Here is a 20,994-nt window from a genome sequence, read left to right as displayed (position 1 = left end):
TGACAGGGAAGGCGCGAACCCCTCGGATCGGAGACCATCACCGCAAGGTTTTCTTCATCACGGCCCATGAGCCTTCGTCCGAGCCGGTTCAAAGACATCCTGAGCCAGCCCCTGCGACGACTCGGTGCCCTGGCCAGATCTGTCGGGCGTGGAGGCCAGGGGGAGGCCGCCCAGCCCGAGGCCTCCGTGTCACCGGTGGACGATCCACCGGCGGCCGCGGAGCCCACACCGGCGTTTTCGTCCCCTCCGCCAGCGTCCGGAGACACCGGCAGCGGGGCCAGCTGGGTGGCTTTCGTGCCCCGCGATCCCCAGTGGTCCCAGGTGCGCTGGTTCATCGAGCCGGGCGACCGGAAGCGGGCCCAGGCGGAGGGAGCCACCCAGCTGTGCCTGCGGGTGGCCGACGTCACCGGGCTCGATGGGGGGTCCACCCACCCCCACACCCTCCAGGAGGTGGTGGTCGACAGCCAGGCCAGTGAGTGGTATCTGCCGGTGCCCCTGTCCGGCCGCGACTACCGGGTGGAGCTGGGCTTCCGCAAGGGCGGCAGCGGCGGCTGGATCTCCCTGGCCTTCTCCGCCACCGCCCATGTGCCGGAGCTGGACGGTCCGGCCCTGACCACTCCCGATCCCTTCGTGGCCTTCTCCATGCCTCCCGCCGCCGACCCGGCACCGGGAGCCGCCCCGGCCCGCGAGATCGTCAACGATCTGCACGAACGGCTCTACCAGAGCGCCACCAGCCCCTGGCGGCGGCTGGGCCGCGGTTCGGAGGCCTTCCACGAGATCGGTTCCGCCGCCGGCCTGCACGGGGCCGGCGGAGCCCTGTCCGACTCCGGCGCGGGTCCCTGGGCCTCCGGCCGCAGCGGTTCCGGCATCGGTGGGGTGGCCCCCCGGCAACGTTCCTTCTGGCTGGTGGCCGATGCCGAGCTGATTGTCTATGGAGCCACCGACCCCTCGGCACGGCTCAGCATCGGCGGTGAGGATGTTCCCCTCTCCGCCGATGGCACCTTCCGCCTGCAGGTGCCCTTCCGGGACGGTCAGCAGCTCTACCCGATCGAGGCGCTGGCGGCCGATGGGGAGCAGAAGCGCAGCATCACCATGGAGTTCCGCCGCACCACCCCCCACGCCAACGTCAATCCCCGCGAGGAGGCCCAGTCGGAGTGGTTCTGACCAGGGAAGCAACGGTGCCTGCGGCTGCCACTGTGCGCTGAGGGGGGTCGCTGACCACCCCGGCTCACGCTGAGGGGGACCTCAGGAACAGGGGTTCCGTCTCCGGGGTCGCCGGCTCCCCGTCACGGCGCAGGGCGATCCAGCGGAACTCACCGAGCCCGGCCGGATCCACCAGCCGCAGCAGCGTCTCCCTGCGCTGCAGCAGCTGGGCCAGCGGCGTGCCGCTCTCCTGTTGCAGGCCATGCAGACGCTGGGCCAGACCGAGGGCCAGCAGGGCCTCGCCCTGGCGGCAGACGCCCTGGGGCTGCCAGCCACCGGCCCGGGCGGCGAGGTCCAGGCTCTCCAGGCAGAGGTGGGCGGTGAGGTCCCAGTGGCCCGGCTCCCGCAGCGGGTCCCCGCTGGTCCGCTGGCGGCGGTAGGCCATCAGGGTGCCGTTGCTGCGCTGCGGCGCGTAGTAGCGACGGGCTTCGTGGGCGTAGTCGATCACCAGCAGCCAGCCCTGATCAAGGGCTGCGGCGCAGGCGGCCAGCCAGGGGGCCAGACCGGGGTGGAGCTCGCTGCACCAGCCCTCGGGACGGCGTTCATCGAGGGGGAGCAGTCCGAGATCGGCCAGGGACGCCAGCAGCGTCCCGGACAGGGGTTCTCCGGCCTCCAGCCGAAGCCCGTCGTTCTCCAGCACGACCCGCTGGCGGCACCAGCGCTCACCCCGCCGCTCGAACCGCTCCACGGCCAGGGCGTCGAGCACCTCGTGGGCCAGCACCACCCCCCGCAGCGGGGCGTCGGCCAGGGTCCGGAGGTCGGCCCAGCGCACGGGCAGGGGGCAGCTGGCGAGCCGCCGGCGCTGCCGCTCGGCCATGCCGGCATTGGGCTCGACGAGCACCAGCTCGGTGCGCCCGGCCAGGGAGGGCCAGCCGGTGTGAAGGGCTTCGGCCAGTTGCTGGGCCAGCTGCCCCTCCCCCGGGCCGGTCTCCACCAGGGCCAGGGGTTCGCCAGCGGGGAGCAGGGCCAGCCACTGGGCCACCTGGGGGGCCAGCAGGCGGGCGAACTCCTCCCCCAGGGAGGGGGCCGTGGCGAAGTCACCGCCGGGGCCGATCTGGAGCCGGCCGCTGCCGTAGGCGCCATGGTCCGGGTCGTGCAGGGCCCAGTCCATGTAGTCGAGGAACGGCACCGAGCCCCCCGCCGCCCGCAGGCGCTGGGCCAGCCAGGCCGGAACCGCCGGGGAGCCGGGGGAGGGAGGGATCACGCGGCGTCAGGGCGACTCGGTGAGAATGCTGACCGATGGACGACGGAACGATGGCGATGGCGGCAGCGACGGCACCGACGGCGGCAGCGATGGTGGCTCGGCCACCGCTTCGGGATGGGCAGCCGCCGCGCGGCGCCCTGGGGCAGCGGCTGGCGGCCCTGCTGGCCACGCTCTGCCTCGTGCTCGTCACCTGGGTGCTGCCGGGCGCCGTCGGCCCGGCCCTGGCGGCGGACAATCCCCAGCTGCTGCCCGACCACCCCACCCCGGTGATCGACCTGGCCAAGGCCCTCACCGACGGCGAACGGGGGGCCCTGGAGAGCGAACTGGAGGATTTCGAAGCCAGCAGCGGCTGGAAGCTGCGGGTCCTGACCCAGTACGAGCGCACCCCCGGCCTGGCGGTCAAGGGCTTCTGGGACCTTGATGAGCGCAGCCTGCTGCTGGTGGCCGATCCCCGCGGCGGCAACCTGCTGAACTTCAACGTGGGCGAGGCCCTGTTCGCCCTGATGCCCCGCACCTTCTGGGTGGAGCTCCAGACCCGCTACGGCAACCAGTTCTACGTGCGCGACCACGGTGAGGACGGTTCGATCCTCTCGGCCATCCATGCCGTGAAGGGCTGCCTGGCGATCGGCGGCTGCCAGGTGGTGCCCGGCCTGCCCCAGGAGCAGTGGATCCTGACCCTGTGCACCTCGATCCTGGGGGGACTGATCGTCGGTTTCGCCGCCTTCCCTCGGCAGGAGGGTCGTCGGGTGGAGTGGACCTGGGTGCTGCTGCTCTCACCCCTGTGGGTGATCCTGTTCGTCGCCCTGGGGATGGGACCGATCATCACCCGCACCCACGACGTGCTGCCGCTGCTGCGCAACGTTCTGGGCTTCCTGGGAGCGGCGGTGCTGGCCTACCTGATCGCCCAGAAGACGCTCGGCGGTGTGCGGCTGGAGGGCAAGGGGGAGGGCTGAGCTCAGGGCGCCGGGGTGCTGACGCGCTCCAGCTGACAGGAGAGGCTGGCATCGTTGCAGGCCGGGGGCACCTGGCGGATGGCCACGTCCTCCCAGACGGCGGCCTCCCCCCTGCGCAGCTGGGCCAGGTTCTGCTCGTAGAAGCGGCGCAGATCGTTCAGGCGCTTCACGGGCTGGCCGTAGAAGCTGCGGCCGGCCAGGGTGGGGAACGAGGCCCACTCGGGGGCCAGCCGGGCGGCCAGATCGGCGGTCAGCTCGCCACGGTCGGCCAGGTGCAGGGCACCACGACGCTGCACCAGGAACAGGGCGGCCTGGTCCTGGGACTCGGGACCGAAGTCGGAGACCCCGAGAGCGCGGGTGACCATGTCCCAGGTGAAGGGCATGAACTGGTAGGCCCCGGCGGCGGCGCTGGCGTAGCGGGCCGTGCGCATGACGCGGTTGGGATGGCGCTCGAGGGAGTCGAACAGGCTGCCGCCGAACAGGATCCGGTAGCCGATCTCATGGCCGTTGGCCCAGGTCCCCTCGGCGTAGCGGATTGTGTTGAGGAGGGCGCGCCGCTCGGGGGTGATGGCGAAAACCCGTGGTGCGGCCGGCAGCGGTGTGAGCATCGCCATGCGGGTGGTGCCGGCGGGGGCTACGCCGCTGGTCCCCCAGCCCTGGGAGCCCTCGGCGGCCCTGACCGGCCCGGCCAGGCTGAGGCCCAGTCCGGCGAGGGCAAGAAGCAGGGGGGTGCGCTGAAGGTTCGGCAAGAGAAGCGGTCGTGAAGGACAAATGAGGCCAGATCTGTTGCAGGGACAACAGAGTCAATCCGGCTTGATGTGCTCGGTGTGACCAGGTCTTCTGGAGAACGACAACAGGAAGAACCAGCGATCCCGGGACGGAGTAAGTGAATCCATACCCCTGGGAGTTGGCGGTAATTTGCCGATGAATCAGCAGAAGCGATTCCTTATTTGTGACGGTCGAATAACTGTCCACTGGTATCAAGAATGACGTTTTGCATTCCAGTTACTGCCGGGGACTGATTTCTCCCGGATTCGGTGAACAGATGATCAAATCCTGAACCCCTGCCCCATAGGCAGTGCTGATCGTCCCTCCAGCCAGGACACGAGCGTCCGGGCGGCGGTCGCCGCCCCGTCGTCCGCCAGCGGGCCGCGCCGGGGGGGCATCAGGGGCTGGTCAAGCTCCCAGTCGCCCCGGCGGAAGGCCTCCTGGCTCAGCACCCGGTGCCAGCCGTGATTGCGCAGGTCCTCCTCCAGCACCGGGGCTTCGGCGAATCCGCTGCGGTGCACCAGATGGATGCCCAGCCCCTGGCTGAAGGCCTCGCAGAAGCTGCTGTAGCCGGGCTTGGTGATCAGCCGTCCGGCCAGGGGCATCAGGTCGAGGGGGCGCACCCCCGGCGGCAGGCAACGGCCATTGGGCACCGTGGCCAGCAGCGGCTCCGGCCCGATGAACACATGATCGGGCCAGCGGGCCAGCAGCGCCGGATCGATCGCCATGCCCAGGCCCCCGAAGCTGACCAGCACCACCCGCTCCCGCTCCGCCGGCAGGGCCAGCTCCCGGGCCAGCTGGTCAGCATCGAGCCGGGGCCGGGAGCTGGTCAGGCCCAGCCGCACGTCCGGCACCCCCCACTCCATCGGCAGGGACAGGGGGCAATGGAGCAGCAGGTCCCCCTGGCCGTAGAGCTGGCGGTGCCGATCGGCCCAGGGGGCGAAGGCCGGGCCCATGGGGGCGTGGATCGCGTCCCAGCCGAAGCTGGCCAGCCAGACGAGCGGCACCTGCAGCCGGCGGGCCAGCAGGGCCGCCGCCGGCGGCACGTCCCCCAGCACCAGCACCGGCTGCCCCTGGGCCTCGAGCCAGCGGGCCTCGCGCTCCACCAGCACCGGCAGCTCCTCCTCCAGCCGCTCGAGGGCCGTCAGGGTGGCGCCGGCATCGGCTCCGAGGGCATCGGCCTGGATCACCCCCACATCCCAGCGGCAGGGACGCAGCTCGAAGGGCACCGGACCGAAGGACAGCTCCAGGAACCCCTGCGGCAGTCCGGTGGAGATCACCAGCCGCCAGTCGGGCCTGAGGGCGGCGAGTTCGCAGAGCACCGAGGCCGTGCGGGATCCGTGGCCGAAGCCATGGCTGCTGACGCAGGCGCAGATCAGCAAGGGCTGAGCACTCCCGCCGCCGGCAGGGCCGCCGTCCAGAGGGTCTGCTCGTAATGGAGGGCGCCATCGATGCCGTACCAGCGGTGGCTGATGTGGCGCAGATCGCCATCGGAGAAGACGACCCAGCTGAAGTGGCGCAGGGCGCGGCCCTGCTGATCCACGCCGTGGCGGGGCACACAGGCGGTGTTGAGGAAGGCGGTGCCCTGGGCGTCGCGGCGGAAGCTGAGCCGTTCCCCCTGGTGATGGCAGAGGGCGTGGTGCATGTGGCCGAACACCACCAGGGGCAGGGGGCGGCGGCGGCGGATCTGATCCACCGCCAGGGCCAGATCCTGATCCCCCCAGTCGCAGGCGGGGGCCTTCCAGTCGCGGCCGCAGGGGTCGTCCAGCTGGGTGCCCAGGCCGCTGGGACCGGAATGGGCCAGCAGGATCAGCGGCAGCTGGGGATCGGCGGCCAGGGCCGCCCGGCTGATGCGTTCGGCGGACTCCTGCAGGCCCACCGGTCCGTAGACCGATCGCACCGCCTTTGAGAGGTGGAAGCCGCCGCCGGCGGTGCCGGGACGGGCGCCCACCACCGCCAGTCCCGGGGGCCGCAATTCCCTCAGTCCCCAGCCGCAGTGCCGCTCGCCGAGCAGCTCCAGCTGGCGGCGCAGGGTGCGGCCGCTGCCGTCCTTGCCGGCATCGTGGTTGCCCAGAACGCAGGCGATCGGCAGCTCCAGGGTGGCGAGCAGTTCGGGGATGCGGCACTTGCCGTCGCTCAGGTCGCCCACCAGCAGCAGGGCATCCGGACGGATCCGTTCCAGCACGTCGTGGTCACTGCGATCCCACTGGTCGTGCAGATCCCCCGCGATGGCGATGTTCAGCTCAGCCAATACCGACCGCTTCCTAGAGTGGGATCATCGTGCATGAGAAGGGGCATCGGTTGGTCTTCACGCAGACGCTGACCCACACGCCCCAACCCGGCCCAGAGGCCTGCCCGCCCCGTGCTGATCTGGCCGCCGCGATCGAATCGCTCAAGAACGAGCGCAACGCCGTCATCCTGGCCCACTACTACCAGGACGACGCCATCCAGGACTGCGCCGACTTCATCGGCGATTCCCTGGAGCTGTCCCGTCGCGCCGCCAGCACCGATGCCGAGGTGATCGTCTTCTGCGGCGTCCACTTCATGGCGGAGACCGCCAAGATCCTCAACCCGGGCCGCACGGTGCTGCTGCCCGACCTGGAGGCCGGCTGCAGCCTGGCCGACGCCTGCCCCGCCGAGGCCTTCGCCGACTTCCGCCAGCGCCACCCCGACCACCTCGTGGTGAGCTACATCAACTGCTCCGCGGCGGTCAAGGCCCAGAGCGACCTGATCTGCACCAGCAGCAATGCGGTCCACCTGGTGCAGCAGCTGCCGGCCGATCGCCCGATCCTGTTCGCCCCCGACCAGAACCTGGGGCGCTGGGTGGCCCGCCAGAGCGGCCGGGAACTCACGCTCTGGCCCGGCAGCTGCATCGTCCACGAGACCTTCAGCGAGCAGGCCGTGCTGCGCCTGCAGCAGGAACACCCCGAGGCGGAGGTGATCGCCCATCCGGAGTGTCAGCAGCACCTGCTCGATCTGGCCGACTTCATCGGCTCCACCAGCAGGCTGCTGCAGCGCACCCAGACCAGCCCGGCCCCCTCCTTCATCGTGCTCACCGAGCCGGGCATCCTCCATCAGATGCGGCGGCGGGCACCGGAGAAGATCTTCCACGAAGTGCCTGGGGCCGACGGCTGCAGCTGCAACGCCTGCCCCTACATGCGGCTGAACACGCTCGAGAAGCTGTGGCGGTGCCTGCACACCATGGCGCCGGCGATCGAGCTGGACGAGGAGATCCGCCGGCGGGCCCTGGTGCCGATCGAGCGCATGCTGGCGATGAGCGCCTGAGCACGCCTGATTCAGTAGCTGTAGTTGGCCACGAACAGCGAACCGCCGTCAGCGGAGGGCTCGGAGCCGGCCACGTAGGTCCCGCGGGCCGCGGCGCCATTGGCCCGGGCCCGGGCCAGCAGGGCCGCCTGGCCTGCCGCCGGGTCGCTGCCCTTCCAGTTGCTGAGGCAGGAGTGCTGCAGGGCCCGGCCGTAGGAGAAGCCCAGATGCCAGGGGGCGCTTGGGTCGGCGGCATGGATGGCCGAGAGCAGCACGCTGGCCTCCTCCTCCCCCAGGCCCCCCGAGAGGAACAGGATCGCCGGCACGGCCGGTGGCACGCTGCGGCGGAGGGTGCGCACGGTGTAGGCCGCCACCTGCTCGGAGCTGGATCGATCCGAAGCCGCGGCTCCAGGGAGGGTCATGGAGGGTTTGAGCAGGGTGCCCTCCAGGAACACGCCGTTCTGACCCAGGGCCTCATAGACGCTGCGCAGCACCCACTCCTGCACCGCCGCGGTGGTGAGGATGTCGTGGTCGCCGTCCATCAGGATCTCCGGCTCCACGATCGGCACCAGGCCCTCCTCCTGGGCCGTGCGGGCGTAGCGGGCCAGCCCCCAGGCGTTCTCACGCACGCACAGCTCCGAGGGGCAGCCGTCGGCACTGATACGCAGCACGGCCCGCCATTTGGCGAAGCGGGCGCCGCGGGCGTAGGCCCTGGCCGCCCGTTCCTGCAGGCCCCGCAGGCCCGTGCACCAGGTCTCGCCGGCCAGGCCCCCGGCCAGGGGCTCCACCCCGAGGTCCAGCTTGATCCCGACCACCAGCCCCTGCTCCTGGAACAGCTGCACGATCGAACCGGCCGGCCGGCCCGGGATCGGGGCCGCCTCCTGGTAAAGGGTTTCCTCGTAGAGGATCACGCCGCTGATGGCCGCCTCCAGACCGGGGGTGGTGGCCAGCAGGGTGCGGTAGGCGCGGCGGTTCTCCTCGCTGTTCTCAAGCCCGATCGCCGCGAAGCGCTTGCCGATCGTGCCGGTGGATTCGTCGGCCGCCAGCAGGCCGGTGCCCGGCCGGGCCAGGGCGGCCGCGGTGGCCTCCAGCTCCTCGCGATGGGTGTCCAGTGACATCGGGCCAGCGGTGATGGCTGCCCCATGGCTAGTGGGAAGCCCCCCCACCGTCAACGGCGCCGGGCCGCCAGGATGCGGCCATCCCCCTGCGGCGGCACCGGCACGCCATGGTCCTGCCGCCCGACGGCCTGCTCCAGCTCACCCCCCAGGGGCTCTACTGCCCGGCGGCCCAGGCCTGGATCGACCCCTGGCGACCGGTGAGCCGGGCCCTGATCACCCATGGCCACGCCGACCATGCCCGGCCCGGCAGCGGCGCCTACTGGGCGGCGTCCCCGGGGGAGGGGGTGCTGCGCCAGCGGCTGGGGGCCGGCATCGAACTGACGGGGCTGGCCTACGGCGAGGAGCGCCGCCTTGGAGAGGCGCTGGTGTCGTTCCATCCGGCCGGCCATGTGCTGGGCTCGGCCCAGATCCGGATCACGGCCGGCGATGAAACCTGGCTGGTCAGCGGGGACTACAAGCGCGATGCCGACCCCAGCTGCGCCCCGTTCGAGCCGGTGAGCGCCGACGTGCTGATCACCGAGGCCACCTTCGGGCTGCCGATCTACCGCTGGCGCCCCGGCCACCAGGTGGCCGCCGAGATCCTGGCCTGGTGGCGCGGGGCACCCCAGCGGCCCGCCGTGCTGTTCGCCTACGCCTTCGGCAAGGCCCAGCGGCTGCTGGCGGAACTGGCGGCGCTGGGGGTGGAGGAGGAGGTGCTGCTGCACGGGGCGGTGCAGGCCCTGATGGAGCCCTACCGGAGCCAGGGGGTGCTGCTGCCGCCGACGCGGCCGCTGAGCGAGCTCCCCCGCAGCGAATCGCTGGCCGGGCGCCTGGTGCTGGCGCCGCCCTCGGCCCACCGATCACCCTGGATGAAACGGTTCACCAACCCCCAGACCGCCTTCGTCAGCGGCTGGATGGCGGTGCGGGGGGCGCGGCGGCGACGCGGCTTCGAGCGGGGCTTCGCCCTCAGCGACCACGCCGACTGGGACGGGCTGCTGCGCACGGTCCGGGACTGTGGCGCCCGGCAGGTGTACGTGACCCACGGCAACAGCGACGGACTGGCCCGTTACCTGCGTGAGGAGCAGGGTCTGGCGGTCGAGCCCCTGGGGCGGGCCTTCGAGGGGCAAAGAAACGAGGAGGGGGAGCCGGAGACGGCGGCCGTGCCGTCGGAGGGACCCCTCGAGAACCCATCCTGCTGAGGGTGGGCCTCGCCCGGCGAGGCGGCGGCAACCATCCGAAAATGGGGGAATCACCAACGGCGGCGACCTCCATGCTCCTCAACCTCAGCCGACGCCTGCAGTCGCTGCGGATGGTGGCCGGCCTCGCCGCCTTCCTGAAGAACCCCACGGAGCTCGAGAGCGTCTTCGGGGTGGCACGCAGCCTCCAGGGCAGCCCCCTGGCCGCCCAGATGCAACGTCACCTGCTGGAGAACCCGGCCATGGCCGCCCTGGTGGCGGAGGGCTGGCGGCCCGCCCCGATCGACATGGCCCACCTGGCGGCCCTGCCCGAGGGCAGCCTGGGCCGCACCTACGCCGATCAGCTGCAGCGGCTGAATCTGACGCCGGACAGCCTGATCGATCCCCGGCCGATCACCACGCCGGCGGAGTACATCACCCACCGGCTGCGGGAGACCCACGACATCATCCACGTGCTCACCGGTTTCGGCATCGACGGCCCCGGCGAGCTGGGCCTGCAGGCCTTCAACCTGGCCCAGGTGCGCTCCCCCCTGGCCGTGCTGCTGATCTTCGGTGGCCTGCTCGGCACCCTTCAGGACGACGAACCCCTGGAACCGCTGCTGCGCGCCCTGGCCCGGGGCTTCGCCATGGGCCTGGAGGCCCGCTGCCTGATCACCTACAAGCTGGAGGAGGGCTGGGAGCGGCCCCTCGCCGACTGGCGACGGGAGCTGGGGCTGCCGGAAGCGCCGTCGGCCTGATCGATGCAGGCCTTCGCCGACCTGTTCCGGCAGCTGGAGCACAGCCCCGGCACCCGCACCCGGGTGGCGGCCCTGGCCGACTACTTCCGGAGCGCCGATCCGGCCGACGGCGCCTGGGCCCTGGCCCTGCTGCTCGGCAAGCGGCGCCGGCGGCTGATCACCGGGCGGCGGCTGCGGCAGATCGCCCTGGAGCGCTCCGGCCTGCCGGAGTGGCTGTTCGATTCCTGCCACGCCCAGGTGGGGGATTCGGCCGAGACCATCGCCCTGCTGCTCCCTCGGCTGGGCCTGCCGCCGGGCCCGCCCCTGGAACTCCCCCTGGCCGAGTGGATGGGCACGCGGCTGCCGGCCCTGGCCGCCCTGGAGACCGAGGCCCAGGCGGCGGCGGTGCTGGCGATCTGGGGGGGGCTGCCCGAGGGGCAGGTCTTCCTGTTCAACAAGCTGCTCACCGGCGGCTTCCGGGTGGGGGTGGCGGCCGGCCTGGTCACCCGGGCGCTGGCGGAGGTGTCGGGGCTGGAGGAGGCGGAGCTGGCCCACCGGCTGATGGGCGGCTTCGAGCCCTCCCTGGAGGCGATGGAGGGCCTGCTGGCGCCCCTGGAGGCCGGCGCCGCGGCGCCGATCAGCCGGCCCTATCCCTTCTGCCTGGCCTCCCCCCTGGAGGCGGAGCGCCTCGCCGCCAGCGATCCCGCCGGCTGGCAGGTGGAGTGGAAATGGGACGGGATCCGGGCCCAGCTGATCCGCCGCGACGGCCAGACCTTTCTCTGGAGCCGGGGCGAGGACCTGATCAACGCCAGCTTCCCCGAGCTGGAGGGGGTCGCCGCGTTGCTGGGACCGGGCACGGTGCTGGACGGGGAGCTGACCGTCTGGCCGGCCGGGGCGAGCCAGCCCGCCGGCTTCAGCCCCCTGCAGCGGCGGCTGGGGCGCCAGAAGCCCGGAGCCGCCCTGCTGCGGGAATGTCCGGCGGCCTTCGTGGCCTACGACCTGCTGGAACGGGGGGGCCAGGACCTGCGCCCCGAGCCCCTGGCCCGGCGCCGCGCCGCCCTGGAGGATCTGGTGCGGGGGCTGCCGGAGGCGGCCTCCACCCCCGCGGCCGGGCTCCTGCGCCTCTCCCCGGTGCTGCCGCTGGGGTGCTGGGGGGAACTGGAAGCCCTGCGGCAGCAGGCCCGATCGGTGGGCGCCGAGGGGCTGATGCTCAAGGCGCTCGATTCGGCCTACGGCGTCGGCCGGCGCCGCGGGCTGTGGTGGAAGCACAAGCTGGAGCCGATGGAGCTCGATGCGGTCCTGCTCTATGCCCAGGCCGGCAGCGGCCGTCGCGCCAACCTGTACACCGACTACACCTTCGGGCTGTGGGACGGCGAAGGCCGTCTGGTGACCTTCGCCAAGGCCTACTCAGGGCTCGACAACGGCGAGATCACCGAGCTGGACCGCTGGATCCGCCGCCACACCACCGAGCGCTTCGGCCCGGTGCGGGCCGTCGAACCGCTGCAGGTCTTCACCCTGGGTTTCGAGGGCCTGCAGCGTTCCTCCCGCCACCGCAGCGGCCTGGCGGTGCGTTTTCCCCGCATCCTGCGCTGGCGCCGCGACCGCACCCCCGAATCCGCCGACAGCCTGCGCAGTGCCCTGGCGCTGCTGCAGGACCCGGCCCAGCGATCGGATCCAGCTCAGCGGTAGACCGAACGGCCATCCCCGGGCAGCAGCAGCGGCGCCGCCGGGTCGATGCGCAGGCCCAGGCTGAGCTCCGGCGGCCCGGGATCGGCGCCCTCCTCCCAGCGCTCCAGGGAGAGCACCCGGCCGTCGGCCCCCTCGTAATCGCCGTAACGGCAACCCGTCAGGCGCTGGTTCATCACCCGCGCGGCGGCGGTCACCGACGCCCGGCCCGTCTCCCTGAGGTGATAGAGCTGGCCGCGGCAGCGCAGGTGCTCGGGAAAGTCGGCCGTGAGACCCTCCAGCTCGGCGGCCGGGACGTCCTCCAGCCAGCTCACCTCCAGCCAGTCGTCCTCGCAGACGCTCAGCCAGCGGCCCTCGCTGCCGTCGCGCAAAAGGTATTCCAGCCACTGGAAGCCGTCGTCGTCGTAGAGCAGCCGGTCCTCCACCACCCAGTCGCGGCCTTCGTGCTGAACGATGTCGCCGGTGGTGAGGTTGAACAGGGTGCGGCCCAGGGGCTGCGGGACACCGCGGCGCAGGCGGGCCCGCCGCAAGAGCAGCAGGGCGACGGCGGCGAGCAGCAGCAGGAGCAGGAGAAGCCAGACAGCCATCGAGGTGCTCAGGGGCCGGAGCAACCAGGCCGATCGGTCCAGCTTATGGAGGTCGTCACCCCCGTCCCGCTTCCGCGGCGGGGGCTGGTCAGTTCTCGCGCCAGCGGCCCTGGCGCTGGTACTCGGCCAGCACCGGCCGGTGCAGACGGTTCGGCAGCACCCGCTCCCCCGGGGGCAGGGCCAGATCCCGGCTGAGGGGGAAGAGGCGCTCCAGCTGCCCCTGGTCGATCCAGCGGCCCTGGAAGGGAAGCACGGCCGGAGACGGCCGCGGCGGACCCCGATGGGCCAGCACGAAACCCCAGGGCCCGAAGCTGGGCACATCCACGCCGTAGGGGCGCGTGGTCAGGTTCAGCTCGGCCAGGGTGGCCTGGATCGAGGCCAGCACCCGGGGGCGGAAGAACGGCGTTGAAGCCTGGGTGACCAGCAGGCCGTCGGGGGCGAGCCGGCCCAGCAGGCGCCCGTAGAAGGTGACGCTGTACAGGCGGGCCAGGGCCGGCGTGGCCGGGTCGGGGAAATCGGCGATGATCACGTCGTAGGGGCCCCGCAGCTGGCGCACCCGCTCAAAGGCGTCACCGAACACCAGCCGCACCCGGCCGTCCTCCAGGCTGGCGCCGTTCAGCCGCCGCAGGAACGGCTGCTCCCGGGCCAGTCGCGCCATGGCGGGGTCGAGCTCCAGCAGATCCACCTGCCGCACCGCGGGCCAGCGCAGCACCTCCCTCAGGGCCAGCCCATCCCCCGCCCCCAGCAGCAGCACGCGAACCGGCCGGCCGTGCCAGGCCATCGCCGGATGCACCAGGGCCTCGTGGTAGCGGTACTCATCGAGGCTCGAGAACTGCAGCTGACCGTCGAGGAACAGGCGCAGGTCGTCCCGGCGGCGGGTGAGAACGATGCGCTGGTGGCGGCTCTGGAGGCGGCTCACCACCGGATCCTCGTAAAGGCCGTCCTCGATCCGGTCGCCGAGGGGGACCAGTCCGAGGCCGGCCAGGGCAACCACGGGAACGGCCAGGGCGATCGAGCGGCGCCAGAGCCTTCCCACCGGGAACACGGCGGCGATCACCACGCAGCTGACCAGGGGCATCAGGGCCAGCCAGCCGGCGGTGGGCAGCAGCCCCAGCCAGGGGAGCAGCACCAGGGGAAACAGCAGGGCCCCCACCAGGGCGCCCAGGTAATCGAGGGCCAGCACCCGGGCCAGGGCGACCCGCAGCTGCTGGCCGCACTCCAGCAGCCGGGTCAGCAGCGGCACCTCCATGCCGCCGAGCGCCCCCACCAGCACGGTGAACACCACCAGGCCCAGCCACACCGGCCCCCCCAGCCGGAACAGGGCGAACAGGCCCAGGGGCGCCAGCAGGCACAGGGGCGCCAGGGCCAGTTCGACGGCCAGGAACCACTGCAGCAGGGGCAGACCGGGATCGGGCCCGGTGGCCAGAAACTGGCTCAGCCAGGCGCCCAGGCCCATGGCGGCCAGGAAGGTGCCCACCACCACGCCGGTGGCCAGGGCATGGTCGCCGAGGAGATAGCTGGCCTGGGTGACCAGCATCAGTTCCAGCACCAGGCTGACGCTGGAGGAGAGGGCCGCCGCCGCCAGCAGCACCCGCACCTGCCGGGGGCTCAGGGGCGGCAGGCTGCGGGCCGTCACTTGGCCGCGCCCGGCCCGCGCCCCTGGAACCCCGTCCAGTCCTGGCGGCGGGGCGTCGCCGTCACCCAGCGGCCGGAGCGGTAGCTGCCGCCGTAGCGGACGCCGCTGGAGGCGGCGGGGGTGCCCTCCTGACCGAGGCGCCAGAGGCCGGGACGGGTGATGGCGGTCACGGTGCCGGCGGCGACCACCGTCACCGTCAGCAGCATCAGCAGCGCGCGCTCGTCGACCATCTCAGCGGCCCTCCATCGCCCCGTCCAGGGACAGCACCGGCACCCGCCGGGCCGTGCGCAGCCCGTCCTCCACGGTGAGCCGCAGCCATTCGAGCTCCCAGAGGTCACCGTCGGCGCGGAAGCTTTCGGGCAGCTGCACGCGGAAGCGGTGGCTGCCCGGCTCCGGCAGGCGCAGATGCATCACCTGGCGGGCCGACAGCCAATGGTCCCCATCGCTGGAGCGATGGGCCACGGCCAGCACCTGCCGGTGCCGGAGGCGGGGGCGACCGAGGGCGTCGCACACCTGCAGCTCCAGGGTGGCGGTGGCCGGCGGCTGGCCCAGGGGGGGATCGTCATCGGGCAGCTCCCAGCGGGCCTCCACCCCCACCCGCACCAGGCCGGAGCCACCGGCATCACAGCGGATCGCGGCGCAGCCATCAGCGCTGCGCCGCACCCAGCGGCCCCGGCCGATGCCGTAGCAGGCCCTGAGCAGCACCAGCGCCGTCGCCAGCGTGACCACGGCGGTGAACAGGAGCAGGGGGGCATCGACGCTGTGGTTGCGGACGCTGCCGCGCACCACCACAGGCTGCGGCAGGGGGCGACCCGCCTCATCGAGCAGATCCTGCAGCTGCACCGCCAGCTGGAAGCGTCCGCTTCGGTCGGGGCGCAGGTTCAGCGCCAGGCCCATGTCGCCCTCCTCCCAGGTGCCGCTCTCCCCCTCCTCCGCCCAGGTGCCGCTGGCCCGCCAGCCGTCCTTGGTGAGAGCGAGCACGGTGCGGCCGCTGGCGTCGAGCAGGGCGACATCCAGCTCGATGCTGCTGTTGGGGGGGATCTCGGCCGCCAGCGTCAGCTGCGGGCTGCCCAGCCAGCCGTCCCGCAGCTCGAAGGGGGCGCTGAGCACCCGCTGGCCCTCCGGCACCACCATCACCAGCCGCCGGGGCCACTCCAGTGCCGACAGGGCCAGCACCAGCAGGGGCAGCAGCGGCAGCACCAGGCTGGCCAGCGGCCAGAGCAGCAGGGCCGGATCCCGCTGTCCGCCCGGGGAGGACGTCCCCATCAGCGGGCGGCCTCCGGGCAGTCCCTACGGTGGGGCCGGCTTCGTGACGCGGGGATGGTCAAACCACTGCTCCAGATGCTGCTGATGGTCGGCTGGACCTTTCTGGGCATCATCCTCATCTATGTCGGGCTGCTGCTCTTCGATCGCCTCTCGCCGATCGATTACCGGGCCGAGATCCGCCGGGGCAACATCGCCGCCGGGGTGGTGCTGGGGGCCGTGATCCTGGCCATCGCCGCCGTGGTGGTGGCGGTGCTCTCCACCTGAGCCGTCCCCGCCCCGCCCCACCCTTGACCCCTTCCTCCGCGGCGGCGCTGCGGCCGATCGAAGCCTGGTTCCGTGCCCGCGGCTGGCGGCCGATGCCGTTCCAGCGCCAGTGCTGGCGCGCCTACCTGGAGGGGGCCAGCGGCCTGATCCAGGTGCCCACCGGCTCCGGCAAGACCTACGCCGCCGTGATGGGACCGATCGCGGCCATGCTGGCCGAGAACGGGGGCGCCGGGCCGGACGCGGGCCTGCGGCTGCTGGTGCTGACGCCCCTGCGGGCCCTCAGCCGGGATCTGCTGCTGGCGATCCGGGAGCCGATCGAGGCCATGGGTTGGCCGTTGCGGGTGGGACTGCGCAACGGCGACACCAGCAGCCATGAGCGGGGCAAGCAGCTCAAGGCCCCGCCCCAGATCCTGATCACCACGCCCGAATCCCTCTCCCTGCTGCTGGCCGGCCCCCGGGCCGAGGCCCTGTTCGCCGATCTGGAGGCGGTGGTGATCGACGAGTGGCACGAGCTGATGGGCAGCAAACGCGGCTCCCAGACCGAGCTCTGCCTGAGCTGGCTGCGCAGCCGGCGGCCGGCCCTGCGCACCTGGGCGATCAGCGCCACCATCGGCAATCTCCAGGAGGCCGCCCGGGCCGCGGTGGGGGTGGACGGCGAGCCGCGGATCATCACCGCCCGCATCCGGCGGGACACGCAGATCCGCAGCCTGCTGCCGGACACGATCGACGGCTTCCCCTGGGCCGGCCACCTGGGCCTGCGCATGTACGAGGAGCTGGTGGCCGCCCTGGACCCGGCCGTCTCCACCCTGCTGTTCACCAACACCCGCAACCAGGCCGAACGCTGGCACCAGTGCCTGCGCTTCGCCTGCCCGGAGATGGAGGGGGCCCTGGCCCTGCACCACAGCGCCATCGACCGGAGCGAGCGGGAGGCCATCGAGGCGGGGGTGAAGGCGGCGGCGATCCGCTGGGTGGTGTGCACCAGTTCCCTGGATCTGGGGGTCGACTTCCAGCCGGTGGAACGGGTGGTGCAGATCGGCAGCGCCAAGAACCTGGCGCGTCTGCTGCAGCGGGCGGGCCGCTCGGCCCACCAGCCCGGCGGCACGGCCCAGGTGCTGTTCATGCCCACCAACGCCCTGGAGCTGCTGGAGGTGTCGGCGATGCGCCGGGGACTGGGGGAGGGGCTGGTGGAGCACCGCCGCCCGCCCCAGGAGCCCCTCGATGTGCTGCTCCAGCACCTGGTGAGCCTGGCCTGCGGTCCGGGCTTCGAGCCCGAAGCCACCCTCGCGGCGGTGCGTCGCACCTGGAGCTACCGCCAGCTGGAGCGCAGCCGCTGGGACTGGTGTCTGCGCTTCCTGGAGGAAGGGGGCGACTGCCTGGGGGCCTACCCGCGCTACCGCAAGCTGGAGCGGGAGCCGGCCGAAGCGGGCGCGGCCGGCAGCTGGCGTTATGTGGTGCGCGAACCGGCCGTCGCCCGCCTGCACCGGCTCAACATCGGCACGATCAGCGCCGACCGGGCCGTGACGGTGCGCTTCGTGCGCGGCGCCGTGCTGGGCCATGTGGAGGAAGCCTTCGTCGGCCGGCTCAAGCCGGGGGACGTCTTCTTCTTCGCCGGCCGCCAGCTGGAGTTCGTGCGCCTGAGGGAGATGACGGCGATGGTCAAGGCCACCACGCGCCGCAGCGCCACGGTGCCCGCCTGGGGCGGGGGCCAGATGGCCCTCTCCGACCTGCTCAGCGCCCATCTGCGCCGGGAGGTCGACCGCTGCGCCCGCGCCCTCGACGGCGAGGCGGGGTTCAGCCTCGACACCGCCGAGCTGGGCGCCCTGGAACCCCTGCTGGAGCGCCAGGTGCAGCTCTCCGCCCTGCCCCGGACCCACCAGTTCCTGGTGGAGCTGTGCCACACCCGGGAGGGCAGCCATCTCTACGCCTATCCCTTCGAGGGCCGGTTCGTGCACGAGGGCCTGGGCTTTCTGTGGTCGTGGCGACTGGCCCGGCACCATCCGGGCACCTTCACGGTGTCGGTGAACGACTACGGCTTCGAGCTGCTCGCCCCCCGCGGCTACCCCTTCGAGGAGCTGCTCGCGCAACACACCGAGAGCCTGCTGGATCCCACCGGCCTGCTGGAGGACCTGGAGCGGGCCGTGAACCTCTCGGAGCTCTGCCGTCGCCGCTTCCGCTCCATCGCCCAGGTGAGCGGCCTGGTGCTGAACGGCTACCCCGGCCAGGCCCGCTCCGGCGGCCAGCTGCAGATCAGCGCCGCCCTGCTCTTCGATGTCTTCCAGCGCCATGAGCCCGGCAATCTGCTGCTGGCCCAGGCCCGCGGCGAGGTGCTGGAGGACCAGCTCGACCTGGGTCGGCTGATCGGCACCCTGGAGCGGCTTCAGGCAAGCGAGTGGCTGGAGCGGCACCCACCCCGTCCGGGGCCCATGGCCTTCCCCCTGCTGGCGGAGCGGCTCAACAACCGGATGAGCAACGAGTCGCTGCTGGAGCGCCTGGAGCGCCTGCGCCAGCAGGCCACCCGGGCCGAAGGCCTCTAAGTCGCCGGCGGCGGTGCAGGGCAGGGAAGGAAGAACGGAGGGGGTGGGATTCGAACCCACGGAATCTTGCGATTCGCCGGTTTTCAAGACCGGAGCCATCAACCACTCGACCACCCCTCCAGGCTGGACGGCCTGCCGACCAGGTCGGAAGCCCCGCCATGGTCCCATGAAGGGGCGGCGCCTAGAGCCGGCTGGGCAGCCCCTTGCAGCCACCGGGGATGGTCTGCCGGGAGCGGGGCCCGCTCCAGGCCGCCAGGTAGGTCCGGCTGGCCGGATCCAGCTGGCGCACCCCCGACAGGTTGACGTTCTCCACCAGGGCACCGGTGCCGGCACCGCCGGCGTGGTCCGGGGGCTGGTGGGGCTGGGGCGGGGTGGCCTCCAGGGCTTCGCCGTAGAAGAAGCGGGTGCCCTGCAGGTTGGCCCCCTGCAGGTTGGCGCCGGCCAGGTTGACGCACGAGAGGTTCGCTTCGGCCAGATCGGCGCCGGAGAGGTCGGCACCGGAGAGATCGGCACCGTTGAAGTCAATGGCCCGCAGGTCGGTGCCGGCGAGGTCGGCCCCCCGCAGCATGTTCTGCAGGCGGATCACCGGGACGCCCCGCTGCCGGTCCTCCTCGTAGCTGCCCTCGCCATCGAGGATGGCGCGCCCCAGCCGCTGGTCGCGGCGCAGGGGCGTCAGCAGCCGGGCGTGGGAGAGAAACCGCAGGATCCGGGCCTTGCCGTCGCCGTCGATGCTGCTGAGCACGGCGGCCAGACGGCCCTCCGCCAGCATCCGCTCCAGGGGCCAGTCCTCCAGCAATCCCTCCTCGTCGCTGATCAGCTCGGAGATGCCGTGGATGAAGCTGTCGATGGTCTGGGCCTGGGTGATGCGGTTCTGCTGGGTGGTGAGACGCTGGTCCACCATCACCTGGCGCCAGGCGATCATCAGGGCCACCAGGGCCACGAGAATCTGGCCGATCGCCCCGATCACCCCCTCCCCGAAGGCGCCGATCGCCTCCCAGTCGCCGTTGCGATAGATCGCCAGCAGCGGGTCAAGCCAGCCCAGGGCCAGGGGAATCGACAGGAGCGCGAGCACCAGGGACAGGAGGGCCAGCAGGCGAACGGTGGGGGGGTCCTCCAGGTGGCGGGCCAGGAGCTGCCAGAGGGGCGGCAGCAACTGCCGCAGGGCCAGGGCGACGACCAGCAGGGCCGCCGGCAGCGCCAGCCAGGCCAGTCCCAGGATGAGGGCCGCCTGGAGCACCAGGAGCGTGAGGAGCAGCTGCAGGCCGGCCCCGTGGCGCAGGCGGGTCCAGGCCCCACCCGAGCGCAGGGCGGGGGGCGGGCCGGAGGTGGCGGAGAGCGGACGGTCGTCCGGCTTCATGCTCATGGGACGGGGCTGCCCTGGAAGAAGAAGCCGGCCGCCAGGATCGCGTAGGCCGCCAGCAGCAGCACCCCCTCCAGCCAGTCCGAGCGTCCGTCGAGGCTGACCAGGTTGCTCACCAGCACCGCGGTCGCCACCGCCACCACCTCATAGGCGTTGAAGCTGAGATCGAGGGGGTGGCCGAGCAGCGGGGCCACCAGCAGCAGCACCGGCACCACCAGCAGCCCCACCAGCAGGGTGGAGCCCAGGGCCACCGAGACCGCCAGGTCCATCTTGTCCTTGCGGGCCATGCTCACCGCCGTGAGGTACTCGGCGGCGCCGCCCAGCAGGGGCAGCAGCACCACACCGGTGAACAGGGCCGAGAGGCCGAGGGACTCGGTGACCGTCTCGACCACGCCGACAAACAGTTCGGAGGCGTAGGCCAGGCCGACGGTGGCCGCCAGCAGCACGGCGACCCAGGGGAGCAGGGGCGGCTTGCTGGCACCGCCATCGCCGTGGGTCGCCTCTCCATCCACGCCCAGGTCGGCCTCCGCCACGGCGTAGAGGGTGCGGTGGGTCCTGAGGGAGAAGAGCAGCGTCAGGGCGTACACGGCCAGCAGCACCCAGGCCACGAACAGGGAGAAGGACTCGGCGGCCCCCGCGTCGAGGCCCCCGGCACCGTCGCCCACCATCCCCCGCAGGCTCGGGATCAGGATCGCCAGCACGGCCAGGGTCATGGCCGAGCCGTTCACCCGGGCCACCACCGGCTGGAAGCGCTGTTCGCTGCGGCCGATCCCGCCGACCAGCATCGACAGGCCCAGGGCCAGCAGCAGGTTGGCCATCACCGTGCCCGTGATGCTCGCCTTGACGATGTCCACCAGGCCGGCCCGCAGGGCCGCCAGGGCGATGATCAGTTCGGTGGCGTTGCCGAACAGGGCATTGAGCAGGGCCCCGAGCGAGGGCCCGAGGGTGAGCGAGAGTTCCTCGGTGGCGGTGCTGAGCAGGATCGCCAGCGGAATGATCGAGAGGATCGAGGTGACGAAGACGATCCCGTCCCCCCAGTGGAGCCGATCCGCCGCCGCCGCCACCGGCAGCATCGCCAGCAGGCCGGTGGCGATGCGCAGGCGAGGGGGCATGAAGGGCGAAAGGGAGTGACCCATTGTGACCGACAGTTGATCGCCGGGGCCATGGCCACCAGGGGTGGAATCTCGATGCCTCCGGGGTGGGCCGGGGCCGGCCGGCGACGTCGGTGTGATCCGGAGGCGCGGGCGGGATGTTCGACTC

At 72.3% G+C, this 20,994-nt stretch carries 19 protein-coding genes and 1 tRNA gene; 8 read left to right on the top strand and 12 right to left on the bottom strand.

All coding sequences use genetic code 11. The features are described from left to right. Positions 1–66 precede the first annotated feature (66 nt). Positions 67–1,164 carry a DUF4912 domain-containing protein gene (locus tag L107_RS05515; RefSeq protein WP_159816891.1) on the top strand — a complete coding sequence of 366 codons (1,098 nt, stop codon included), beginning with the start codon at positions 67–69 and terminating at the stop codon, positions 1,162–1,164. 64 nt (positions 1,165–1,228) lie between these two features. Here L107_RS05515 and L107_RS05510 read toward each other — a convergent pair whose 3' ends face one another. Then, positions 1,229–2,407: a class I SAM-dependent methyltransferase gene (locus L107_RS05510; protein ID WP_159816889.1), complete on the bottom strand. Its 1,179-nt coding sequence runs from the start codon at positions 2,405–2,407 to the stop codon at positions 1,229–1,231. 89 nt (positions 2,408–2,496) lie between these two features. Between L107_RS05510 and L107_RS05505 the strand changes: the two genes are divergently transcribed. Beyond that, entirely contained in the window at positions 2,497–3,360 is an 864-nt protein-coding gene (locus tag L107_RS05505) for a TPM domain-containing protein (protein WP_159817433.1), read from the top strand. Positions 3,361–3,362: 2 nt separating this feature from the next. On the opposite strand, the gene L107_RS05500 is transcribed toward L107_RS05505, so the two are convergent. The 3 genes from L107_RS05500 to L107_RS05490 all read right to left on the bottom strand — a co-directional run bounded on the left by L107_RS05500 (position 3,363) and on the right by L107_RS05490 (position 6,379). After that, complete coding sequence (locus L107_RS05500) at positions 3,363–4,109, bottom strand: glycoside hydrolase family 104 protein (protein WP_159816887.1); 747 nt, start codon at positions 4,107–4,109, stop codon at positions 3,363–3,365. A gap of 300 nt (positions 4,110–4,409) precedes the next feature. Continuing rightward, positions 4,410–5,510, bottom strand: coding sequence for a hypothetical protein (locus tag L107_RS05495; RefSeq protein WP_159816885.1), 1,101 nt, complete (start codon positions 5,508–5,510; stop codon positions 4,410–4,412). Beyond that, positions 5,504–6,379 (bottom strand): TIGR04168 family protein, encoded by an 876-nt coding sequence (locus tag L107_RS05490; RefSeq protein WP_159816883.1) that lies wholly within the window; start codon positions 6,377–6,379, stop codon positions 5,504–5,506. Before L107_RS05490 ends, L107_RS05495 begins: the two co-directional genes overlap by 7 nt. A gap of 68 nt (positions 6,380–6,447) precedes the next feature. On the opposite strand from L107_RS05490, the gene nadA reads away from it, so the two are divergent. Continuing rightward, complete coding sequence (nadA, locus tag L107_RS05485) at positions 6,448–7,413, top strand: quinolinate synthase NadA (RefSeq protein WP_159817431.1); 966 nt, start codon at positions 6,448–6,450, stop codon at positions 7,411–7,413. 11 nt (positions 7,414–7,424) lie between these two features. On the opposite strand, the gene L107_RS05480 is transcribed toward nadA, so the two are convergent. Further along, positions 7,425–8,510, bottom strand: coding sequence for a class I fructose-bisphosphate aldolase (locus L107_RS05480; RefSeq protein ID WP_159816881.1), 1,086 nt, complete (start codon positions 8,508–8,510; stop codon positions 7,425–7,427). A 107-nt stretch (positions 8,511–8,617) separates the two neighbouring features. Between L107_RS05480 and L107_RS05475 the strand changes: the two genes are divergently transcribed. The 3 genes from L107_RS05475 to L107_RS05465 all read left to right on the top strand — a co-directional run bounded on the left by L107_RS05475 (position 8,618) and on the right by L107_RS05465 (position 12,090). Next, on the top strand, positions 8,618–9,688 hold the full coding sequence (locus L107_RS05475; protein WP_159816879.1) for a ligase-associated DNA damage response exonuclease: 1,071 nt from the start codon (positions 8,618–8,620) through the stop codon (positions 9,686–9,688). Between the two features lie 71 nt (positions 9,689–9,759). Next, positions 9,760–10,422 (top strand): Coq4 family protein, encoded by a 663-nt coding sequence (locus L107_RS05470; RefSeq protein ID WP_159816877.1) that lies wholly within the window; start codon positions 9,760–9,762, stop codon positions 10,420–10,422. A 3-nt stretch (positions 10,423–10,425) separates the two neighbouring features. After that, positions 10,426–12,090 carry an ATP-dependent DNA ligase gene (locus L107_RS05465; protein WP_159816875.1) on the top strand — a complete coding sequence of 555 codons (1,665 nt, stop codon included), beginning with the start codon at positions 10,426–10,428 and terminating at the stop codon, positions 12,088–12,090. Here the strand turns inward: L107_RS05465 and L107_RS05460 are convergent. The 4 genes from L107_RS05460 to L107_RS05445 form a co-directional block, all read right to left on the bottom strand. After that, on the bottom strand, positions 12,081–12,674 hold the full coding sequence (locus L107_RS05460) for a DUF4178 domain-containing protein (protein ID WP_159816873.1): 594 nt from the start codon (positions 12,672–12,674) through the stop codon (positions 12,081–12,083). The two genes, L107_RS05465 and L107_RS05460, sit on opposite strands and share 10 nt — an antisense overlap. Before the next feature lie 88 nt (positions 12,675–12,762). Continuing rightward, a complete protein-coding gene (locus L107_RS05455; protein ID WP_159816871.1) occupies positions 12,763–14,310 on the bottom strand; it encodes a polyamine aminopropyltransferase in 1,548 nt (515 codons plus the stop codon). Next, positions 14,307–14,540, bottom strand: a complete 234-nt coding sequence (locus tag L107_RS05450) for a hypothetical protein (protein WP_106220075.1) — start codon at positions 14,538–14,540, stop codon at positions 14,307–14,309. The genes L107_RS05455 and L107_RS05450 overlap by 4 nt, the downstream gene beginning before the upstream one ends. A 1-nt stretch (position 14,541) precedes the next feature. Next, a complete protein-coding gene (locus tag L107_RS05445) occupies positions 14,542–15,576 on the bottom strand; it encodes a hypothetical protein (protein ID WP_159816869.1) in 1,035 nt (344 codons plus the stop codon). 54 nt (positions 15,577–15,630) lie between these two features. Here L107_RS05445 and L107_RS05440 point away from each other — a divergent pair, with 54 nt between their 5' ends. Both L107_RS05440 and L107_RS05435 read left to right on the top strand, forming a co-directional pair. Beyond that, on the top strand, positions 15,631–15,840 hold the full coding sequence (locus L107_RS05440) for a DUF350 domain-containing protein (RefSeq protein ID WP_094584670.1): 210 nt from the start codon (positions 15,631–15,633) through the stop codon (positions 15,838–15,840). A 23-nt stretch (positions 15,841–15,863) separates the two neighbouring features. Then, complete coding sequence (locus L107_RS05435; RefSeq protein WP_159816867.1) at positions 15,864–18,374, top strand: ligase-associated DNA damage response DEXH box helicase; 2,511 nt, start codon at positions 15,864–15,866, stop codon at positions 18,372–18,374. Positions 18,375–18,409: 35 nt separating this feature from the next. On the opposite strand, the gene L107_RS05430 is transcribed toward L107_RS05435, so the two are convergent. From L107_RS05430 to cax, 3 genes are all read right to left on the bottom strand, one after another. Beyond that, positions 18,410–18,494 (bottom strand) — tRNA-Ser (locus tag L107_RS05430). Between the two features lie 61 nt (positions 18,495–18,555). Continuing rightward, entirely contained in the window at positions 18,556–19,737 is a 1,182-nt protein-coding gene (locus L107_RS05425; RefSeq protein WP_159816865.1) for a pentapeptide repeat-containing protein, read from the bottom strand. Then, positions 19,734–20,846: a calcium/proton exchanger gene (cax, locus tag L107_RS05420; RefSeq protein ID WP_159816863.1), complete on the bottom strand. Its 1,113-nt coding sequence runs from the start codon at positions 20,844–20,846 to the stop codon at positions 19,734–19,736. The genes L107_RS05425 and cax overlap by 4 nt, the downstream gene beginning before the upstream one ends. Positions 20,847–20,994: the final 148 nt, after the last annotated feature.

The organism is Cyanobium sp. Copco_Reservoir_LC18 (assembly GCF_009834675.1).
GTDB classification, from domain to species: Bacteria; Cyanobacteriota; Cyanobacteriia; order PCC-6307; family Cyanobiaceae; genus Cyanobium; species Cyanobium minutissimum.
The sequence above is the reverse complement of the archived record's forward strand: the minus strand, read 5'-3'. Positions and strand labels throughout refer to the sequence as shown.

What these genes read in the sequence shown, in the direction of transcription:
- L107_RS05450 (WP_106220075.1), bottom strand. Translation starts at nt 14,540, where the DNA reads ATGGTCGACGAGCGCGCGCTGCTGATGCTGCTGACGGTGACGGTGGTC.
- L107_RS05425 (WP_159816865.1), bottom strand. Translation starts at nt 19,737, where the DNA reads ATGAGCATGAAGCCGGACGACCGTCCGCTCTCCGCCACCTCCGGCCCG.
- L107_RS05480 (WP_159816881.1), bottom strand. Translation starts at nt 8,510, where the DNA reads ATGTCACTGGACACCCATCGCGAGGAGCTGGAGGCCACCGCGGCCGCC.
- L107_RS05440 (WP_094584670.1), top strand. Translation starts at nt 15,631, where the DNA reads ATGGTCAAACCACTGCTCCAGATGCTGCTGATGGTCGGCTGGACCTTT.
- L107_RS05445 (WP_159816869.1), bottom strand. Translation starts at nt 15,576, where the DNA reads ATGGGGACGTCCTCCCCGGGCGGACAGCGGGATCCGGCCCTGCTGCTC.
- L107_RS05460 (WP_159816873.1), bottom strand. Translation starts at nt 12,674, where the DNA reads ATGGCTGTCTGGCTTCTCCTGCTCCTGCTGCTGCTCGCCGCCGTCGCC.
- L107_RS05515 (WP_159816891.1), top strand. Translation starts at nt 67, where the DNA reads ATGAGCCTTCGTCCGAGCCGGTTCAAAGACATCCTGAGCCAGCCCCTG.
- L107_RS05505 (WP_159817433.1), top strand. Translation starts at nt 2,497, where the DNA reads ATGGTGGCTCGGCCACCGCTTCGGGATGGGCAGCCGCCGCGCGGCGCC.
- cax (WP_159816863.1), bottom strand. Translation starts at nt 20,846, where the DNA reads ATGCCCCCTCGCCTGCGCATCGCCACCGGCCTGCTGGCGATGCTGCCG.
- L107_RS05465 (WP_159816875.1), top strand. Translation starts at nt 10,426, where the DNA reads ATGCAGGCCTTCGCCGACCTGTTCCGGCAGCTGGAGCACAGCCCCGGC.
- L107_RS05470 (WP_159816877.1), top strand. Translation starts at nt 9,760, where the DNA reads ATGCTCCTCAACCTCAGCCGACGCCTGCAGTCGCTGCGGATGGTGGCC.
- L107_RS05475 (WP_159816879.1), top strand. Translation starts at nt 8,618, where the DNA reads ATGGTCCTGCCGCCCGACGGCCTGCTCCAGCTCACCCCCCAGGGGCTC.